General features: G+C 42.9%; 15 protein-coding genes. 9 read left to right on the forward strand and 6 right to left on the reverse strand.

Translation table 11 applies throughout. The features are described 5' to 3' along the window. Nucleotides 1-173 precede the first annotated feature (173 nt). The 4 genes from L0P88_RS16700 to L0P88_RS16715 all read left to right on the forward strand — a co-directional run bounded on the left by L0P88_RS16700 (nt 174) and on the right by L0P88_RS16715 (nt 1523). Nucleotides 174-371: a DUF559 domain-containing protein gene (locus L0P88_RS16700; RefSeq protein ID WP_247131058.1), complete on the forward strand. Its 198-nt coding sequence runs from the start codon at nt 174-176 to the stop codon at nt 369-371. 124 nt (nt 372-495) lie between these two features. Beyond that, nucleotides 496-693 (forward strand): DUF559 domain-containing protein, encoded by a 198-nt coding sequence (locus L0P88_RS16705; RefSeq protein ID WP_247131059.1) that lies wholly within the window; start codon nt 496-498, stop codon nt 691-693. A 132-nt stretch (nt 694-825) separates the two neighbouring features. After that, complete coding sequence (locus tag L0P88_RS16710) at nt 826-987, forward strand: DUF559 domain-containing protein (RefSeq protein WP_247131060.1); 162 nt, start codon at nt 826-828, stop codon at nt 985-987. 173 nt (nt 988-1160) lie between these two features. Continuing rightward, on the forward strand, nt 1161-1523 hold the full coding sequence (locus L0P88_RS16715) for an endonuclease domain-containing protein (RefSeq protein ID WP_247131061.1): 363 nt from the start codon (nt 1161-1163) through the stop codon (nt 1521-1523). Nucleotides 1524-1542: 19 nt separating this feature from the next. Here the strand turns inward: L0P88_RS16715 and L0P88_RS16720 are convergent, their stop codons facing one another. The 6 genes from L0P88_RS16720 to L0P88_RS16745 all read right to left on the reverse strand — a co-directional run bounded on the left by L0P88_RS16720 (nt 1543) and on the right by L0P88_RS16745 (nt 11684). Then, a complete protein-coding gene (locus tag L0P88_RS16720) occupies nt 1543-3948 on the reverse strand; it encodes a hypothetical protein (RefSeq protein ID WP_247131062.1) in 2406 nt (801 codons plus the stop codon). A gap of 140 nt (nt 3949-4088) precedes the next feature. Next, entirely contained in the window at nt 4089-4580 is a 492-nt protein-coding gene (locus L0P88_RS16725) for a GyrI-like domain-containing protein (protein ID WP_281499686.1), read from the reverse strand. 222 nt (nt 4581-4802) lie between these two features. After that, nucleotides 4803-6905 carry a UvrD-helicase domain-containing protein gene (locus L0P88_RS16730; RefSeq protein ID WP_247131064.1) on the reverse strand — a complete coding sequence of 701 codons (2103 nt, stop codon included), beginning with the start codon at nt 6903-6905 and terminating at the stop codon, nt 4803-4805. 597 nt (nt 6906-7502) lie between these two features. Continuing rightward, nucleotides 7503-7853: a hypothetical protein gene (locus tag L0P88_RS16735; protein ID WP_247131065.1), complete on the reverse strand. Its 351-nt coding sequence runs from the start codon at nt 7851-7853 to the stop codon at nt 7503-7505. Between the two features lie 124 nt (nt 7854-7977). Next, nucleotides 7978-9519, reverse strand: coding sequence for an HmuY family protein (locus L0P88_RS16740; RefSeq protein WP_247131066.1), 1542 nt, complete (start codon nt 9517-9519; stop codon nt 7978-7980). 5 nt (nt 9520-9524) lie between these two features. Further along, a complete protein-coding gene (locus tag L0P88_RS16745) occupies nt 9525-11684 on the reverse strand; it encodes a TonB-dependent receptor plug domain-containing protein (protein ID WP_247131067.1) in 2160 nt (719 codons plus the stop codon). Between the two features lie 105 nt (nt 11685-11789). Here L0P88_RS16745 and L0P88_RS16750 point away from each other — a divergent pair, with 105 nt between their 5' ends. The 5 genes from L0P88_RS16750 to L0P88_RS16770 all read left to right on the forward strand — a co-directional run bounded on the left by L0P88_RS16750 (nt 11790) and on the right by L0P88_RS16770 (nt 18337). Continuing rightward, complete coding sequence (locus L0P88_RS16750; RefSeq protein ID WP_247131068.1) at nt 11790-12725, forward strand: DUF6607 family protein; 936 nt, start codon at nt 11790-11792, stop codon at nt 12723-12725. Nucleotide 12726: 1 nt separating this feature from the next. Beyond that, nucleotides 12727-14217: an ankyrin repeat domain-containing protein gene (locus tag L0P88_RS16755; protein ID WP_247131069.1), complete on the forward strand. Its 1491-nt coding sequence runs from the start codon at nt 12727-12729 to the stop codon at nt 14215-14217. An 18-nt stretch (nt 14218-14235) separates the two neighbouring features. Continuing rightward, nucleotides 14236-14721 carry a DUF2271 domain-containing protein gene (locus L0P88_RS16760; protein ID WP_247131070.1) on the forward strand — a complete coding sequence of 162 codons (486 nt, stop codon included), beginning with the start codon at nt 14236-14238 and terminating at the stop codon, nt 14719-14721. 12 nt (nt 14722-14733) lie between these two features. Continuing rightward, nucleotides 14734-16935, forward strand: a complete 2202-nt coding sequence (locus tag L0P88_RS16765; protein WP_247131071.1) for a PepSY domain-containing protein — start codon at nt 14734-14736, stop codon at nt 16933-16935. 184 nt (nt 16936-17119) lie between these two features. Next, a complete protein-coding gene (locus tag L0P88_RS16770) occupies nt 17120-18337 on the forward strand; it encodes a DUF4856 domain-containing protein (protein ID WP_247131072.1) in 1218 nt (405 codons plus the stop codon). The last annotated feature ends 102 nt before the right edge of the window (nt 18338-18439 follow it).

The raw sequence follows: 18439 nt of genomic DNA on the forward strand, positions 1-18439 counted from the left end.
TGCTTGTTTGGACATATCAAACAGTTCCTTCCCTTGGTCAAGGGAAGGTGGATTGCTGCTGGGCAGCAAGACGGAAGGGATTGTTTTTTCCACCCTTTCCGGCGTTCCGCTGTAACGTCACCTTTCCCTGTCTAGGGAAAGGAGTTTTTGTTTTTGCTAGTTTTGGTCCAACCATGAAAAAGCATAACAAACCTGAATTGCGTCAGCATCGGAAAGATTTAAGGCAAAACCTGACCACGGCGGAAGCATTTCTTTGGAAACAGTTGCAGCATAAGAAGCTGGACGGGAGAAAATTCAGGCGACAACACAGTATCGACCATTTCATTGCTGGTGATGCCTGTTTGGACATATCAAACAGTTCTTTCCTTTAGAAAAGGGAGGTGGTCACAGCTTGACGGAGGGATTGTTTTTCCACCCTTTCCGGCGTTCCGCTGTAACGCCACCTTTCCCTGTCTAGGGAAAGGAGTTTTTGTTTTTGCTAGTTTTGGTCCAACCATGAAAAAGCATAACAAACCTGAATTGTGTCAGCATCGGAAAGATTTAAGGCAAAACCTGACCACGGCGGAAGCATTTCTTTGGAAACAGTTGCAGCATAAGAAGCTGGACGGGAGAAAATTCAGGCGACAACACAGTATAAACCATTTCATTGTTGGTGATGCCTGTTTGGACATATCAAACAGTTCTTTCCTTTAGAAAAGGGAGGTGGTCACAGCTTGGCTGTGAGCGGAGGGATTGTTTTTCCACCCTTTCCGGCGTTCCGCTGTAACGTCATCTTTCCCTGTCTAGGGAAAGGAGTTTTTTGTTTTTGCTAGTTTTGGTCCAACCATGAAAAAGCATAACAAACCTGAATTGCGTCAGCATCGGAAAGATTTAAGGCAAAACCTGACCACGGCGGAAGCATTTCTTTGGAAACAGTTGCAGCATAAGAAGCTGGACGGGAGAAAATTCAGGCGACAACACAGTATAGACCATGTTCATTATTGGTGATGCCTGTTTGGACATATCAAACAGTTCCTTCCCTTGGTCAAGGGAAGGTGGATTGCTGCTGGGCAGCAAGACGGAAGGGATTGTTTTTCCACCCTTTCCGGCGTTCCACTGTAACGCCACCTTTCCCTGTCTAGGGAAAGGAGTTTTTTGTTTTTGCTAGTTTTGGTCCAACCATGAAAAAGCATAACAAACCTGAATTGCGTCAGCATCGGAAAGATTTAAGGCAAAACCTGACCACGGCGGAAGCATTTCTTTGGAAACAGTTGCAGCATAAGAAGCTGGACGGGAGAAAATTCAGGCGACAACACAGTATAGACCATTTCATTGTTGACTTTTACTGTGCTTCGGAAAAACTGATTATTGAATTGGATGGTCAAGTGCATCAGAACCCCATAGCGGAGGAGAAGGACGCCAATCGGGATGCCTATCTAGAGGCACTTGGATATACTGTATTACGATTTGAGAACAAAATGGTATTTGAACATTTATCTTCAGTACTTCGGGAAATCAAGGACAATTTTAAATTTGCACCCTAGTGGGCACCATGTTCAATGATCACAAACGCTTCATAAAGCCGATATTATCTATTGAAATCACCCCGTTTTCATTTTTATCAAACACAAAACGTAAGGTCTCGATACGGGTGAAATCAAAATCGGGATGCGCTTTTTGAAGTTCTTCAAAGGGAAAATAAAAGGTCTGGTATACCTTTTCCGATTCTTTGTCGTCTTTAAGGAACCCTGTTTTGGAAATCATGACCTCAATGGTTCGTTGTAACGGCGAAAATGTACTCAGCGGGAATGCCATTTGTTGCCCCAGGGAGTCTTTCAGTTGAATGGTGAAATCAATAGGTGCTTTGGGTTCATCTTCGTCTTCATCTTCATCCTCTTCATCCTCTTCATCCTCTTCATCCTCTTCATCCTCTTCATCCTCGTCTTCAGTATCCTCTTCCTCTTCTTCTTCATTGGTATTGTTTCCGTTTTCAAGGCCCTTTACCCATTTGCCCTCGGTTTTGGGGTTGGATTTTTCTTTGGATTCGGCCAGGGAAAAAACCAATACCCCCGTAGAATCAATTGCGGTAGGGGATAGACTGATGGTATAACTTGCCAGCAGTGAATCTGCCACCGATTCCATGGTTTGCTCTTTCTTTTCGAAATCATAGTCCCAACCCACAAAAAGTGCCCGACCTCCCTTTTCCTGCCACTTGAGCTTGATTTCCTGTTCCCGCCAAACCGTTAAGTTTTCAGTGCTGATTTGCCCTCCTTCCAGGGTGATGGTGGATACATCAAAATCTTCATCAAAATTCGCCACCAACTTCAAATTCGAATCCTCGAACTGACTTAAATAGATGGTTTCAGGAAGCCAATCCTTACCCTTTCTTGCGTCTACAAATAGGGGCAAATATTCCTTTTTGTCTTTTAGGGTGACATCCAGAAAGGCACCGATATACACCTCGGCTATTTTTAGCTGGTCTTCGCTGGACAGCAATTGTTTCAAGTTCAGCAGCCCCGTAAAGGGATTGCCGGTATCGTTATTGCCCCAACTGGTATTGAATTGCCCGTGATTGGCCCCATACACATATACCCCTGATTTGAAATGATACAGGCTATCCTTAAATTTTACACGTTCGTATTGCTGTGACCCCATAAAGGAGCTGACATCCGCATCCTGCGCCCCGTGGATTACAAAATAGTTGACGTTTTCAATGGCCGTTCGGGTAGCTCCCGGTTTGTACTGCCCATCGACCGGGGCAATGGCCACAATGGACTTGATGGCATAGTTGTAGTCAAATGCTACGGAGGCATCGTCTGGATAAAAGGGAAGTGTGTTGAACATTGCCGCATGGGCCACCGCCTCGCCACCCCTGGAATGTCCAATTAAGGCGAGGTTGGTCGTATCGATTTTCTGATGAAAAGGATGGCCTTCGGTCGTGTTCCATTTATGAAATTGTTTTAAGTGTTCCAACAATAACCATCCCCGGGCATCATTTTCCTTGTCCAGTCCCCCAAAGATATTGGACCAGGACCCATTGATAAAGTTCTCATCCACCGATGCTAGAATTATGCCTTTGGAAGCGAGCAATTCGCCAAGGTATCCGTAGCCAATATCAGAATAGTCCTGCATGCTATGATTGCCATGAACGATCAGGGCCAATGGGAAGGGACCTTCCCCTTCGGGATACCAAACCCGGGCATTTAAAGGCAGCGACCTGGAGTCAAAACCCCAATATTTTTCTCGCCACCAACCTCCAAAACGATCCCAATCATCAATAAAGGGAATACCGTTCACGGAATCTGTTTTTAGCGTTACGGCTTCACCGAATTCCGGTCGGTGACGGTCCTTACCACTTCCGTAGGTCAAGGTTTTTACGGCATAAGGCCCTTTTTCGGCGGGAGAAGGTGCCTTAATGGGTGATACGGTGGTGTCGACAGATGTAGCTGCGTTGATTATAGGGTCCACGTCAAAGCCAACCCGAGCATACAGAATTACCAGGGTAATGAAACCGCCCAACCCAATGACCAGTCCCAAAAGGGTAACCCCTTTTTTTCGTGGGGATAACTGTTGAAAGCCCGTTTTTCTTAATACCAGAATAGCCGCCCCGAGAAGTGAGGCCAATATGGCCAGTATTGTGGGTGCCATCCATTCAAAACTCATGATGATCAGCAGGGGCACTGTTATCAAAAGTGCCAGTTGGTAGCCCCTATGGAAATTCCCCAACCATTTTAGTAGTCCTCTGGAGAGATAGCCCACAAGGATGGCCACCACCGCAAAGGCAGTAAAAAACAAAAGAACCCATCCGTCTTGAATGTTGGAGAAAACGCCAAAAGCAAAAAGGATCCACAGCAAGGCCGTAATGGTCAATAGCCCCAATGTGGCCCCTTTTAAGGCCGTATTTCCCGGGGTAATGGTTGTGACTTGGGCTTTTAGCCATCGAACAAGTTGTTGGTACCTTTTTTTCATGGTTCCGTTTTTTGGTGAGGTTGGACACTCATGACCCGAGGGTGGATAGCCTTAAGGCCAAAGCCTGATCAGCGAATGCCATGGGAATATAGCAAAATCTTAGGACTCAAAAGACGCCTAAGGCACATACAAAAGCAGGCTTAGGGGCGGATTTTCCCCTTTGGTCGTATCGGAATCCAGATCTCTTCCTCTGAATTGGGGTCGTTGTTTTTGTAGTTGGCGCCCAGGACTTCAAAATGAGGTCGGTCATCCACCGCATAGTCGGAATTGGGAATCCATTCCGAAAAAATGTACTGAAAGATGGAAGAATCGGCACTTGACCCTTTATAGTCAAAAACAGCATACAAGCCCTTTTGTACAACAAAGGTTTGCATCCCGTTGGGAATAGCTTCAAAAGAGGTCACCTCAACCGTGGCCCACTTTTCAAACGGGGTTGTAGGACTAAACTGCGTATAATAGTTAGGAGGGTAAATCTGCATTGAAATCTTGTCTGCTGAGGCCCTGTGTTGAATTTCCTTGATCCGTGGCGCAAATTGACTCCAAAGTTGGGCGGTGGTATTGTTGGTCAAACTCATACTGACCTTTTGGCCTAGTAACTTTTTCTCCTCCAGTATTACAATCCTTGGTTGCATCGATTTCTTTGGGTGTTGAATTTTAAGGGAATATAGTGAAATACGGGTAACCTTAGTTTAAAGGAAGGCGAAAGGATTCGTGTAAAGGTTGGGTTAGCGTTTAACTTTACAAGTATACACTAAACTTAAAATCCGAAAGGCTTACCATAAGCCGGTCCTGAGCGTAGTCGAAAGATTGGCGAGAACAAGCAATTGCTGATAGCCATTGTTAGTTGTTGGTTTTTACTTATCTAAATTTTGTTCTACGCCACAATATGGACAGAAAGCGAAGCCTTCATCCAATCGGTTACTACAATTCAAACAAAGTGTTATTTCTTCTATTACCGATTTGAATGGAATACTTGTTTTAAAGGTAAAGTCATCAGGAATTTCTTTTAAAAAACTAGATTCATTTCCTTTTTCCGTTATCAGAAATAAATCATCCTTTGCTCTGGTTATTGCAACGTAAAAAAGACGTCTTTCTTCTTCAAGTAACAAATCGTGATTGGATTCCTTAATTACTTGATAAATCCTGTCCTCCATCCAAATGTCAGGAAATCCACCATTCCCTTCGGTCAATCCTATAATGAAAACAGCTTTTGCTTCAAGTCCTTTTGAAGCATGGATTGTCTTACCTGAGACAAATACTCGCTCTTGCTTAAATCGTTCAAAATATGGACTATACATTTTGCTCCTGCGATATAGGAATAGTATGTCCTCTTTTGTGTATCCTTTATCCTTTAGTTTATTGATTTCGTCAAGTGCATATTCAATATTTTCAGCTTCATTTTTGCCTGCATAAATATGGATTTTACTACTTGATTTTTTGTTTGAACGAACGTCTTTGTCAACCTTGAATTTGTTGTGTTTGATTACTTCATTACTTGCACCAACGATGTGTTCGGTACTTCTGTAATTCATACTTAATTTTATGGTTTGTGAATCCTTAAAATGGTCTTTGAAATTGACAATATAGTCCACATTTGAACCTCTGAAGCCATAAATGCTTTGCCAATCGTCCCCAACACAGAAAAGTTGGTTGTAGTCTGTTAGTAGAAGTTTTATTAATTCTACTTGCAGATTGTTTACATCTTGAAATTCATCTACAAGAATGTAAACATATTTTCTTTTGAATTTGTTTGCTATTTCGCTGTGATTTTTGAACAGTGAAATAGTCTTTGTAATCATGTCGTTGAAGTCAAGATATGATTTATTGGTACAGTAAGACTGATATTGCTCAATGATTGGAATAGCAAGTTTATAGAAGTCTCGAACTCTTTCGTGTTGGTCTTTTTGTGATTGTTCTAAAACTGTTTTAAGGGGAATATTCTCAACCTTGACCATATCAATCACACGCATTGTTTGGCGTAGAAAATCCTTAACCTCTTTATGATATGATTTGAATTCTTCTTCAAATGATAGGGCAGTTGAGAAGTGATAGTTTGAGGGAAGTCGATTTTTTACAATTCTTTCTAAAGCCAAATTGAATAGGGCAGTATCTCTTGTTTGGTGCTCAAATGTTTTTACAAGCAATTTATTTGCTTTGTTAAATTGTTGCTCTTTCCCTTTTGTAGGATAACTCTTTTGACTAACATGTTCTATATACAAATTGGCTTCTGGAATGTAGAAGTCTGGGCGAAAGTCAAAATCCCTAAAATTTACATTTGGCTCATATTCAAACTTGATACTATGGCGATAAAGCCAATCGGCAATGTATTGTTCTGATTTGGAACGGACTTTTGTTCCGTTCAGAGTTGTATAAAACTTGCCATCTTTTGGGAGGGAAAGGCGTTTGTCTTTTTCGATATGGATTTTGTCAATCATATAATCCAAAATGTATCTTTTCAAATCGAGCAGATACTCGTTGGACTCGCAGTTTTCAATGAGGATTTTATGAATAACCTCAAAAGCTGTTTCTGTTGCCGAGTATTTGGCAAACTCATTTACTCCAAAGTTTCGAATTATTCCATAACAAAGACTGTGAAAAGTTTTAAGGGTTAAATTGTCAATCCATTTGTGTTTTTTAGTGAAAAAATACCTTTCAGTGTCTTTTTCTTTTGTAGTTCGGTTTTTGTCGGCTAAAATTTCGGCATATTCTTCAGTGTCGTCTGCGGAAATGATTAATCTATCAAGCATTTCGTTGGCAGCATTTTTTGTAAAAGTGATTGCTAAAATGTTGCTCGGATTAACACCTTTTTCTTCTATGAGATAGATTAGCTTTTGCAGCAGAGTTTTGGTTTTTCCCGCGCCCGCGCCTGCCAAAACAAGTAACCGTTTACATTCGCTAACTACAGCCTGTCTTTGTTTTTCATTAAGGCCACTTAAATCAGTTTTGGTTTCTGGCATTTCTTGCTTTTGTTGCGTTTCGTCAAACTTGAAGCTAATAACGAATATATAATCATTAATAATATCTCCACTATACGCTTATATATTTTTTGGAAGAAGCTAATTAATCCTACCAAGATATGGGTTAAACAGTTGAAAATCAATAGGTAAAAACCCTAAAAAAACTGGGGATTCTCTCCAATGAATGATTTGAATTTTAGGTTTTAAAAGAGATTTCCCACCCTCCCCTTCAGCTTCGCTCAAGGGCGGTTCGAAATGACTCTTTGATTCCGATTGTCATTTCGAAGGAGTTTACGACTGAGAAATCTAAAAAATAGCACCTAAGGATTTCTTCACACTGCCCCTTCGGCTTCGACCAGGGTCGATTCAAAATGACTTTCTGATTCCGATTGTCATTTCGAAGGAGTTTTGCGACTGGGAAATCTGGATTGAAAGCTCCAAAACTCGTCACACTGATTTTGAACGGACTTTGGCCTAAAAAACAAAACCCCTCTCAGGAGAGGGGTTAAGCATTAAACTAGCGGCAGTCAATTTTACGAAAACCTAATTGAAAGCTTTTATAGTTTAATTCACCTTGAATACAATTCCGCCCAAGGGTTACCTCTGGTCAGGTTTAAGGCGGTATTGTTTCAAGGTTTCATCCATATTCAATAAGAATTGTGTCCCTAAGATAAGATCTTCCAGCTCTTTAAGAATGGTTGCATCAACTTTTAGGGCCAAATCGTGGAATGGACTGGTGGACCATATCTTTTTGCCTTGGGTTCCCTTACATTCCTCACAAAAACAGGGTTCATATGACGCTTTCACGACCTCAAGAAGGTGGGCCAAATCCGCTTCGGACATAAAAAGCCCTATACAATCTACAATAAGTTGAACGGTACAGATGGGGTTTGGAGCGTTTTCTATTTTGTAGGATGCGCCGTAGCTGTTTTGATAAAGTAATTCCATGGTTGCCGGTTTTTTGAAAGGACCGAAAGCCTTACATAGGCCCCCGGTCCCTAACTAACTCAAACTAAAAACTGAACGTAAATGGTCCTATGCAATGGATAAAAACATGGGCCATTATGCTTTTTTACAGACGTTCGTAGGTGAACTGCGGGAATCCCCGTTCTCCCTGATCGTTGGTGAAGGCGGTAAACAATAGTTTATAGTAATTGTCATCGGCGTCCTTTAAAACAAAATACCTGTCGTCCCTAACTGCAGCTACGCCAAAAACACTACGCCATCCGCTACCAATAATTGCTCGGTCATTGTATACGAGTTCCGATTCAACGACATCGGCCCTGCTGAAATTGGTATAGGAGGGTGCATCGGTGGCATTGCCATCAGCATCTTTGGTGGTTACTTGATATAATCCAACGCCTCCCAAAGTGTTGTGAAGCACATAATCAGAAAAGGTCACCCCGGCTATCGTTGGTGGACCTCCAAAGCTTGCGGCCCCATAATAGGAGAACACCCCACTAAAATTAAGATCCCAATTCCCTTTTTCAGGCTCAACATTAACAACTTGTCCTTCGGTCAAACTAAAAGCAATGAGATTATAGCTGTCATCCTTTTGAATGGTAACCTCAGAAAAGTTTGAAGTTTCGTTCAGGGCAGCATATTGAACCGTATAGCTATTGCCATCACTTAGAATCCGAACCTTCATAAAGCCCCTGTTCTCACCTGTAGTTGAAATTGATCCAATCTCGGCGGGCTCCGTGGGAATTTCACTTCCAAGACTGACAATGTAGACATTGTTTTGCTCGGCCGTTGTGGAAATTTCAGCAAAGGCCGTTCCTTCAAGTGTCCCTTCTTGGTTATCGGTGAATACACGGTTTTCGGCTACGTTGCCGTATTGCGGATAGGAAACGGGTAAACCCGCTACCAACTCCCCAACGGTATTTACGGTGACCGTAATGGGCTGGAATGCTTGATCGAAGGAGTTCAGCTCCATTGGAGCGGTAAGGTTGCTGTCCTCTGTGATGGAAAGCATATTGGTTATACCATCCAATTCTGCTGCGGCCACCAGGAGCGATGAATTTAAAAAGACCCTATTCTCCGTACCACCATAAAAGGCAATCTCCCAGGCATCCCTGCGAACGGCCGTCTGGGTGTTTGAGCTTAAATCAATATAGACCTGGTTTGGTTGATTGGAACCTCCTTGTTCCGCATCCACAACACCACCTGTAGCGGCAATGGGCGTAAAACTCACTGTGGATGATGTGGTTGTGCCATTGGACCAATCTTGCACATCATAACCATTTAGGGAAAGCGCAACGGATTTGGTGGTGCCTTCAATGGGATCCTGTAATTTGGTAAAGGTAATGGTGGAACCAAGGGCGCCAACAACCACAGGTACCGAAATAGTACCGTTGCCACCTGCCGGCAAGGTGGTAAAGTCCGTACCGTAGGCAGCATTTTCACCCGTATACGATACGGTTATGGTACCCGCTTCGGTTGCTGCCCTTGAAAAGGATAGGGTGATTGCCGTCTCTGCATCGGTTTCGCCCAAGCTTACGGTGGCACTGCTGAAGGATACCGTAAAATCTATCAAATCTTCACCATCATCATCACTGCATGAAGTTATGATGGACAGAAGCGCAATAGCACTCAAATAAAAATACTTTTTCATAATTCTTAATTAAGGTTTAATGTGTATAAGAGTTTTAAAAAATAGGATCTACCGTTACCGAACAATCGGTTGTTGCCACCCGATACGCCATGGGTGCCGGCAGGAATATCGGTTGCATTGACGGTTACGATATCCAATAGGTTTCGGGCACCTAGGGTAACATCAAAGTTTTTAAAAACGGTTGTTCGCACTGAGGCATCCAACCAGGTAAAATCATCGGTTTGGCCAATTTCAAGGCCGTTATCCCCTTGAATAATGTTTTGTGTCCTTCCAGTATATTTTAATAAGGCGGATAAGGATGTTTTTATCTCCGGGATCGTGTACGTTAAAGTTGATTGCAGATTAAGGTTCCATAAATAACCAAAGTCTTCATCCGCTGTCTCATCCACTGCGGTGGATTGCCCTATATAACTTGCTCCAAGGCCTGCCTGCCAATTATTGAAAGTCACTTTATTGGTCAATGAAAAGCCCAGTATTCTTTGAAAATCAACATTACCAAAAGTAAAGAGGGCCCTGCCGTCTTCATCGGTGTCGGCAACCGAAGCTATTCTATTGTCGATATCGTAGTAAAAGGAAGTAAGAGTAGATTTTAAAGGACGGTCCTCACCAATTTTAAAAAGATGGTCTGCATTCAGGAATATGGATATCCCGTCTTCGGGATTAAGATTGGGATTGCCCCGAACATTATGGTTGGCATCCACAAAAAAGAAGAAGAGCTCTGTAAAGTTGGGCGCTCTGAATGCTGAACCTACGGCTAGTTTTAGTTTTGAAGTCTCTGAAAAGTCATAGGTGGAAGAAAGTGACCATACCAGTTTATTTCCGAATTGGGAATTGCTGACCGATCGAAGCCCTGGATAAAACGATAATTTGTCATTGAGGTTAAGGTCGGCAGAGGCAAAGAAGTCGTAGTTTTCCAACGTATTTTCTACAACATCAGTTGAAAAGGCACCTGTGGCAATCGCATCAAAACCCTGCTGTCGTGTAAACTCATAACCCACAAGTAGATTGAAGAATTTTGATTTGGGCATCATATTCGAGATAAAACCTTTGGAATACAGAATATCACTGGATTGGTTCAGGTCATCTGCAGTATAGGATTCGATACCCCTTTGGAGAATGTTATACACATACTGTTCGAAATAGCGTTTTTGGTTTTGGTGGGAGAGCGATACATTATAGGTGGTTGAACCTTTTAAGGGACCTGAAATATTTACGTTGTTCATCAACCTTTGGGTATTGTAGTCTTCATCAAGTGCCGTTGGGTTAACGGCACCAGTATTGGAATCCAACCTGCCATTTACCGTACGGTTATATATGGTAAGGGATTCATCAAAATACTGTAGTTTGTAAAATATCCTGTGTTTGCCCAGGCTCATATTAAAGTTTCCAAACAAGGTGACTTGCTCCCTTGGATTCCATTCCGTCCCCCGAAGTCCATCATTGACAACACGATTGTCCTCAATGTTCACGTAATCCCTACCCTGAAAGTCATTATAAAAGCCAGCATAATCATTTCTGGAAGCACCAAGGGTATAGGATATGGCCGGACTTATTTGGTTGCTGACCTTTACATTTTGAATGTGTCTGCCCCGGTCAAAAAGGGAGTATTCACTGCCTATGGTCTCTTCTTGTACAGAACTTTGTATCTGCCATGTATGGTCGCCTTCAATACCTCTTTTGGTAACAATATTAATAACCCCTGCCACAGCATTGTCACCATATAAAACCCCGGCAGAACCTTCTATGATTTCTACCCGTTCCACATCTTCAAGATTAATTTGCGAAATATCTATATTGTTACCAATACCATTGTCACTGGCTATGGGGATACCATCAATCAATACTTTTACATATTCACCATCCAAACCGAACATGCTTACCGTAGATTTGCCGGTTGATGCATCGGGTACAATGGTGATATTCAGGTTTTGGGTAAGTACATCCGCTAAGTTGTTTCCCGCCAATCGTGATATCCCTTTTTGATCAATAACCCCGACCGTAAATAATTTTTTACTTAACGACATTACTTGGCTCTCCCCAGTAACCACAACCTCTTCCAGTCTTTCGGTAACAATGGAGTCCTTTTCCTGAGAACTTTGTGCGCTTAGAAGGATACCCCCCAAAAGAAAAAAAATAATTGAAAAATTATTTTTATTTAGACTCATTCCTGATTAAATTTGACACAAATATATAGTTTATTTTGAATCAGTCTAAATAAGAATAATTTTAATTTTCATTTTAACAATACGAACAAAACAATCATCAACAGTATGAAACGAGTACACCTAATTTCTGCCTTGACACTCCTATTTATTGTGGTTTTACAGGCACAGGATAAAAAGGAAATGGACAAAAAGGCCATTAAAGACATGTGTGGTTGCTTTGAAGTTACCTTCAACTTTGCCGAAACCTTTAATTATAGTCAGGATTCTTTGTACAAGCCTTCCGAGACCAAAGTGGACAAGGGATTGGAATGGGCCCAACTGGTTGCCGATACGGATGATAAGATTGCCATACAACATATTTTACAGGTTGGTGATCCCTCCAAACCCTATATCGTTAAACACTGGAGACAGGATTGGTTGTATGAAAACACCGATTTATACCTCTATAACGGGGATAACAATTGGACCTTTGAAAAAAAGGAGGCCAATGAGGTATCCGGGCAATGGACCCAAAAAGTATTTCAAGTAGATGATAGTCCCCGTTACGAAGGCAGTGCTACATGGGTACATGTAGATGGCAAGAGCTACTGGGAAAATACTACCCCGGCACCCCTTCCGCGAAGGGAATACACCAAACGTGCGGATTACAATATTACCATGAGGGGAAATCGCCATGAAATCACTTCAGAAGGATGGGTCCATGATCAGGATAATGCAAAAGTAATGCGCAAAGGGGGTGAGGATGACTTTGTGTTGGCCAAAGAAAAAGGATACAACACCTATGTAAAAGTTCCGGATGAAAGATGCCAGGCTGCTGCGGATTGGTGGGTGGAACACTATGACAAATGGGCCATGGTCCGTTCCAAATGGGATGAGGTCTATGCTCGAAATACGGACTTGACCCTAAAGGAGAAAGTGGACAATAAGGTATTGTACAAGCACCTTTTTGATGAAAAAATGGTGAAAAAAGAGGACATTGCCAATGTAATAGAATCTTTTGTGTCCAAGGAAGCAATAGGCGACGCTTCAAAAAGTAAATAGGATGCGAGCTAGAGTATTGCCATTGATTGGTTTCCTTTTTACATTCGCCCTGGTCGCCCAGCAGAACGTTTTTCTACAGCGGGATTTTTGGAAAGGAAATCCATCCATTGCCGAAGTTGAAGCGGCCATTGCAGCAGGAAATGATGTTGCCGAGCTCAATGAACATATGTTCGATGCAGTGAGCTACGCCTTTATTGAAAAGGTGGACAATACTACCATCAAGCATCTTCTGGGCAAAAAAGGGAATGCGGTGGATAAAATCACCCATGATGGCCGAACCTATATTTTCTGGGCAGCCTATCGTGACAATCTGGAAATGATGCAATGGTTGGTGGACAGGGGTGCCAAAGCAAACATTGAGGATGCCCATGGCTATACGGTGCTGAATTTTGCTGCGGTAACCGGACAGACCAATCCAAAATTGTACGATTTTCTTTTGAAGCATCAAGCCAATATAAATGCTACCAATCATAGTGGTGCCAACGCACTTTTATTGGTTTCCTCCTTTGCCAAAAATTTTGATATCCTCAACTATTTTGTGGAGAAGGGGCTGTCTTTGGACAGTGTGGATGAACATGGGAATGGAATTTTCCAATATGCCGCCAAGGGTGGTCATATCCCACTTTTAGAAACCTTGATAGCAAAGGGAGCGGACTATAAAATCACCAATACGAAAGGTGAAAATGCGCTGTTTATGGCCGCTCAGGGGACCCGTGGCCAACAGCATGGCAAGGCTGCCTTTGAATACTTGGAAGGATTGTCGCTTCGTACGGGATTGGTGAATGAGGAGGGCAAAAATCTTTTACACTTGATATCGGGGCGCAATACAAATGAAGACCTTTTTCACTATTTGATCGCAAAAGGATTGGATGTCAATTCACAGGACGGGGAAGGGACCACTCCTTTGATGAATGCTTCCCGGGGCAACAGTTTGGAGGTGGTAAAGCTTTTGGGAGAATACGTTGAAGATATCAATGTACGGGACAAAAAGGGGCGTTCGGCCCTGGCCCTGGCCATTTCAAGAAACCGTCCGGAGGTCGTGAAATTCCTTTTGGAACAAAAAGCTGATGTTTCCGCAACCGATAAGACCGGCAATACCTTGGCATATTACCTTATACAAAGCTATAATGCGGGAGACCCGAAGGACTTTGAAACCAAATGGGAACTATTGAAGGCGGCCGGTTTAGGGTTGAACGACCTACAACATGACGGAAACACCTTGCTACATCTTGCGGCCAAAGCGAACAACCTTTCCCTGCTAAAGCGTTTGGAGGAATTTGATATGGACATTAACCAAAAAAATGATGAGGGCAATACCGCATTACATTTGGCCGCCATGTCCACGGGAAATACCGAAATTCTGAAATATCTCATAGACCAGGGTGCGGATGTGAGCCTAAAAACCGATTTTAAGGAAACCGTTTACGATTTGGCCAGGGAAAACGAGTTGTTACAACAACAGGAAGAACAACTGAATTTCTTAAAATTGTAACGGATAAGGATACTTTGGATGAAGATTTTTTTTAGATATGCGCTGAGCGTACTTTTTTTGGGGTTGCTCGCGTTCACCCAGGCTCCCGAGACGGTGAACTACAAATGTATGATCCAACTGATCAATTATGAAGGTGAAGGGGCCTATGTGGTGGTGTCCATTTTGGACGGAGAGGGAAACTATGTGGAAACCCTCTATGTGCAAGGCGATGACAGTGAGTGGTATCGTGATATTGAGGAATGGTGGAAAAACCTTTATGGGATACGAAGGCCGAACATTGATGCGATTGTAGGTGAGACAGTGACGGGAGGGCAACGCAAGATGACCGTTTTAAAGATTCCACAGGATAAAATAGATACAGGCTACACCATCCGATTCGAATCGGCCGTGGAAGATCAGGAATATTATGTTGATGATGTGGAGTTTGATTTGACTTCCGAGAATCTAACCTCCAAAATGGAAGGCAAAGGTTTCATCCGCTACGTTCGGATGATTCCGCAATAATCCCTTGTATCCATGACCATCTCTATCTGGAGGTACAGTCATTTAACATTGGCCCTGGTTTCGGGCCTTTTTTTGGTTTTGGCCTCTGTTACGGGTATTATCCTGGCTTTTGAACCCATGCAAAGTGCCGTAAAGCCCTATCGGCCGGAAGCACTGTCCAAAATTTCCCTGGCGGAAAGCCTGGCCGCCTTGCAAGAGGAATATGATGAGGTCCTTACCCTGGAAGTCGACGCCAATGACTTTTTGGTTGCCAATGTGGTTGACAAAACAGGAGATAGCGAGACCATTTATGTACACCCGCTAACGGGGAAGAAATTAGGAAGACCGGAACCGCAGTCCCCTATTTTTCAATTTACCACCAATCTGCACCGTTCCTTATTTTTGAAAGGAGTGGGGCGCTTTTTTGTGGGGCTGGTCTCCTTTTTGTTGTGCCTAATTGCCATTACGGGATTGCTCCTGATCATCAAAAGGCAGGGCGGACCCGCAAAACTCTTTTCCAAGGTTCAAAAAGACTATTTTGAATTGCGGTACCATGTATTGCTGGGGCGATGGTTTTTACTCCCCATTTTGATTGTGGCCGCTACGGGAGTGTATTTATCCGCGGAAAAGTTCTCCTTACTTCCCGCTACCAAAGTCACCCACGGACCAGTGGAGCCCGAAACCGATGTGGACATATCGGTGGCACCGAAAGACCTTACTTTGTTTCAGGACATCAAATTGGATGAGGTACGTTCGGTCACCTTTCCGTTTTCAACCTTCCCCGAAGACTATTTTGAACTTTCGCTGAGTGATAGGGAACTTTTTGTACACCAATACACAGGGGAAATCATAAGTGAACAAGCGTATCCTTTTACTTTTTTGGCCAGTCAATGGAGTCTGGCCCTCCATACGGGTCAGGGTTCCATCCTTTGGTCACTGGTGCTGCTATTGGCAAGTACGTCCATTCTATTTTTTTGCTATTCCGGATTTGTGATGTGGCGGAAGCGATTAAAGAATTCCAAGGTTACCTTGACCAAAAAGGATAAGGACCAATGCAGTCATATCATTTTGGTCGGTTCCGAAACAGGAACAACCTATTCATTTGCAAAAGCCCTGGAAGAAGGCCTTGAAAAAGTGGGAAAAAGCGTTTTCGTTTCGCAGATAAATGACTATGCCACCTACAAGAAAGCGGAACACATACTCTTTTTGACCGCCACCTACGGTGAAGGCGAAGCCCCTACCAATGCCAGAAACATTAAAGGCCTATTGGAGTTGATTCGACCTGAAAGACCCTTGAAATACAGTATCGTGGGTTTTGGGTCGTTGACCTACCCCAATTATTGCCAGTTTGCCATCGATCTGGACAATCTTTTGGCTTCGCAGCCCAACTTTACCGCTATTGTGCCCTTGTACAAAATCAACAACCAATCTTTTGATGCTTTTAAGGACTGGGCAATGCAATGGGGTAGGGCCACGGGAACAAGGATTCAGATTGCGCCTCCAAAAAAGAAGGCGGGGAGGATACCACCCAAATCGTTCGAAGTGGTCAAAAAGACTGAATTGAATGGGGACGATACCTTTCTTCTGCACCTTAAACCATTGAATAAAGTTAAATTTCAATCGGGGGATTTATGGGAGTATGTCCCAGATGAAGATAGGATTCCCAGGTGGTATTCCATTGCCAGGTACAAGGACGAAGTGGTTCTGAGCATTAAAAAACACGGGTTTGGGATTTCGTCTGCCTTTTTGAACGGGGTCGTGGAACATCAAAGCTTGGTAGCAGGAATCAAAAACAACAATAATTTTCATTTTCCGAAACATGCCCCGGCCATTATATGCATTGGAAACGGTACCGGTATTGCGCCTTTTTTGGGGATTATGGATGAAAACCATAAAAAAATTCCAATTGAGCTGTACTGGGGAGGGAGAACAAAGGATTCCTTAACAATCTACAAGGAGTATTTGGACGAGGCGTTGCGCACCAAAAAACTGACTGATTTCCATCTGGCGTTATCCCAGGAAGAAAGGGACAAAATATATGTGCAGCGATTGTTGGAAAAGGATGCAAAAAAACTTGCCGCAAAACTCGAATCAGGATGCGTATTCATGATCTGTGGTTCCATGGCCATGCAAAATGCCGTCCTGGAAGTTTTGGAAGAATTGGCGGCCACCATACTTCGGAAATCCCTCAGCGAATTTGAACATAACGGCCAATTGAAGATGGATTGTTACTAAGTCAGTTCCGAAGTCTTCAATTTAAAGAGATAGCAGTTTGTTTTGTGAACAGGTAATCGCACACTTCTTAAATCATCCCTTATGAAAATATTATTTAAAATAAGTCTAGATAAAGTTTGTATTTGGAGTTGGCTTGGATATATTTGTCCCTTTATATCTAATCAATCTAAATAAGTTTAAACAAATGAAGAAGTTTTTTTTGCCCCTGTTGCTAGTGACCCTGATTTGGTCCTGTTCGGATGATGAAGATAATGATGACATCACAATCGATCCGGACTTTACGGTGCCTGCCACCTACGTTTTTGAACGCAACGGGGAATCCACAGTTAGCTTTAGTGGGCAAACCACTCGTTTGTTGATGGCAAGTGAAGTCCTCTCAAAATTAAGGGACAATACGTCAACAGAGGCAGAAATAGATGCGGCCTTTGCTCACCAGCAGGGGACGGAGAATTTCAGTGAAGCTGATTTAAATGCTTCCGATAAGCAGATCCGAAATAAAACTGCTGGCTCTTATTATTTCAGCCAGGTGGCACCGTCCATGACTTCAGTTACCATTAAAGCAGATTTTGATGGATACATCACCGAGCAGGTTGAGGATGTATTTCCTTTTTGGAACCAAGTAGCTACCGAAGGTAATGCAGGCCAATTGCCCGATGGCTCTTCAACACGTTACGTAAACGGAAGGGGACTGGAACTGGATCAAGCCTTTATCAAGGGTTTGACCGGCGCATTTGTGGCAGATCAAATCGTTAATAATTACACCAATCCCAACCAATTGGCCCAATTTGAGGACGACAATGATAATGATGTCATCGTTGATGGTCAGAACTACACGGATATGGAGCATGACTGGGACGAGGCTTATGGTTATTTCTTTGGTGTAGTGGACAATAGTGAAAATCCAATAGCCGACATAGATGCCGTTGATGATAATCCGGATGAATTTTTAGCAAAATACCTGGACAATGTTGAGGCGAATTTCCCAGGGATTGCCCAAGATATTTTTGATGCCTACAAAGCAGGTAGGACGGCGATCCTAAATAAGGATTACGATGAGCGGGATGCTCAAGCCGACATCTTACGGGAAAAAATTGCCATGCTGGTTGCGGTAAGGGCAATTCACTATCTCAAAGCGGGTAAAGCTGGTTTAGGGGGCACTCAGCCAGGTACTACCTTCCACGATTTATCTGAAGCATATGGGTTTATTTACAGTTTACAGTTTTTAAGAATGCCCGGTACTGCTGCAGAGTTCTATTTCTCAAGGGATGAGGTTTTGGGATATTTGGATACCATTTACAATACGCCAACCAATGGTTTCTGGAATGTGACTGCGGATAATCTGGATACGGTTGCTGAAGCCATCGCTGCCGAGTTTACTTTTACCGTTGCGGAGGTAGACTAATTCTTGAGTGTCATGGGACCATTGTAAACGCTATGAAATGGATAAACAAAGGATGCAATATATTTGCGGCTTGCGTCCTTTGTTTTGACGTGTTTTAATTTT

This window comes from Muricauda sp. SCSIO 64092 (assembly GCF_023016285.1).
GTDB lineage: Bacteria > Bacteroidota > Bacteroidia > Flavobacteriales > Flavobacteriaceae > Croceivirga.

Bases quoted from the DNA above. Each gene is read 5' to 3' on its own strand.
- L0P88_RS16700 (WP_247131058.1), top strand. From the start codon at position 174: ATGAAAAAGCATAACAAACCTGAATTGCGTCAGCATCGGAAAGATTTA.
- L0P88_RS16705 (WP_247131059.1), top strand. From the start codon at position 496: ATGAAAAAGCATAACAAACCTGAATTGTGTCAGCATCGGAAAGATTTA.
- L0P88_RS16710 (WP_247131060.1), top strand. From the start codon at position 826: ATGAAAAAGCATAACAAACCTGAATTGCGTCAGCATCGGAAAGATTTA.
- L0P88_RS16715 (WP_247131061.1), top strand. From the start codon at position 1,161: ATGAAAAAGCATAACAAACCTGAATTGCGTCAGCATCGGAAAGATTTA.
- L0P88_RS16720 (WP_247131062.1), bottom strand. From the start codon at position 3,948: ATGAAAAAAAGGTACCAACAACTTGTTCGATGGCTAAAAGCCCAAGTC.
- L0P88_RS16725 (WP_281499686.1), bottom strand. From the start codon at position 4,580: ATGCAACCAAGGATTGTAATACTGGAGGAGAAAAAGTTACTAGGCCAA.
- L0P88_RS16730 (WP_247131064.1), bottom strand. From the start codon at position 6,905: ATGCCAGAAACCAAAACTGATTTAAGTGGCCTTAATGAAAAACAAAGA.
- L0P88_RS16735 (WP_247131065.1), bottom strand. From the start codon at position 7,853: ATGGAATTACTTTATCAAAACAGCTACGGCGCATCCTACAAAATAGAA.
- L0P88_RS16740 (WP_247131066.1), bottom strand. From the start codon at position 9,519: ATGAAAAAGTATTTTTATTTGAGTGCTATTGCGCTTCTGTCCATCATA.
- L0P88_RS16745 (WP_247131067.1), bottom strand. From the start codon at position 11,684: ATGAGTCTAAATAAAAATAATTTTTCAATTATTTTTTTTCTTTTGGGG.
- L0P88_RS16750 (WP_247131068.1), top strand. From the start codon at position 11,790: ATGAAACGAGTACACCTAATTTCTGCCTTGACACTCCTATTTATTGTG.
- L0P88_RS16755 (WP_247131069.1), top strand. From the start codon at position 12,727: ATGCGAGCTAGAGTATTGCCATTGATTGGTTTCCTTTTTACATTCGCC.
- L0P88_RS16760 (WP_247131070.1), top strand. From the start codon at position 14,236: ATGAAGATTTTTTTTAGATATGCGCTGAGCGTACTTTTTTTGGGGTTG.
- L0P88_RS16765 (WP_247131071.1), top strand. From the start codon at position 14,734: ATGACCATCTCTATCTGGAGGTACAGTCATTTAACATTGGCCCTGGTT.
- L0P88_RS16770 (WP_247131072.1), top strand. From the start codon at position 17,120: ATGAAGAAGTTTTTTTTGCCCCTGTTGCTAGTGACCCTGATTTGGTCC.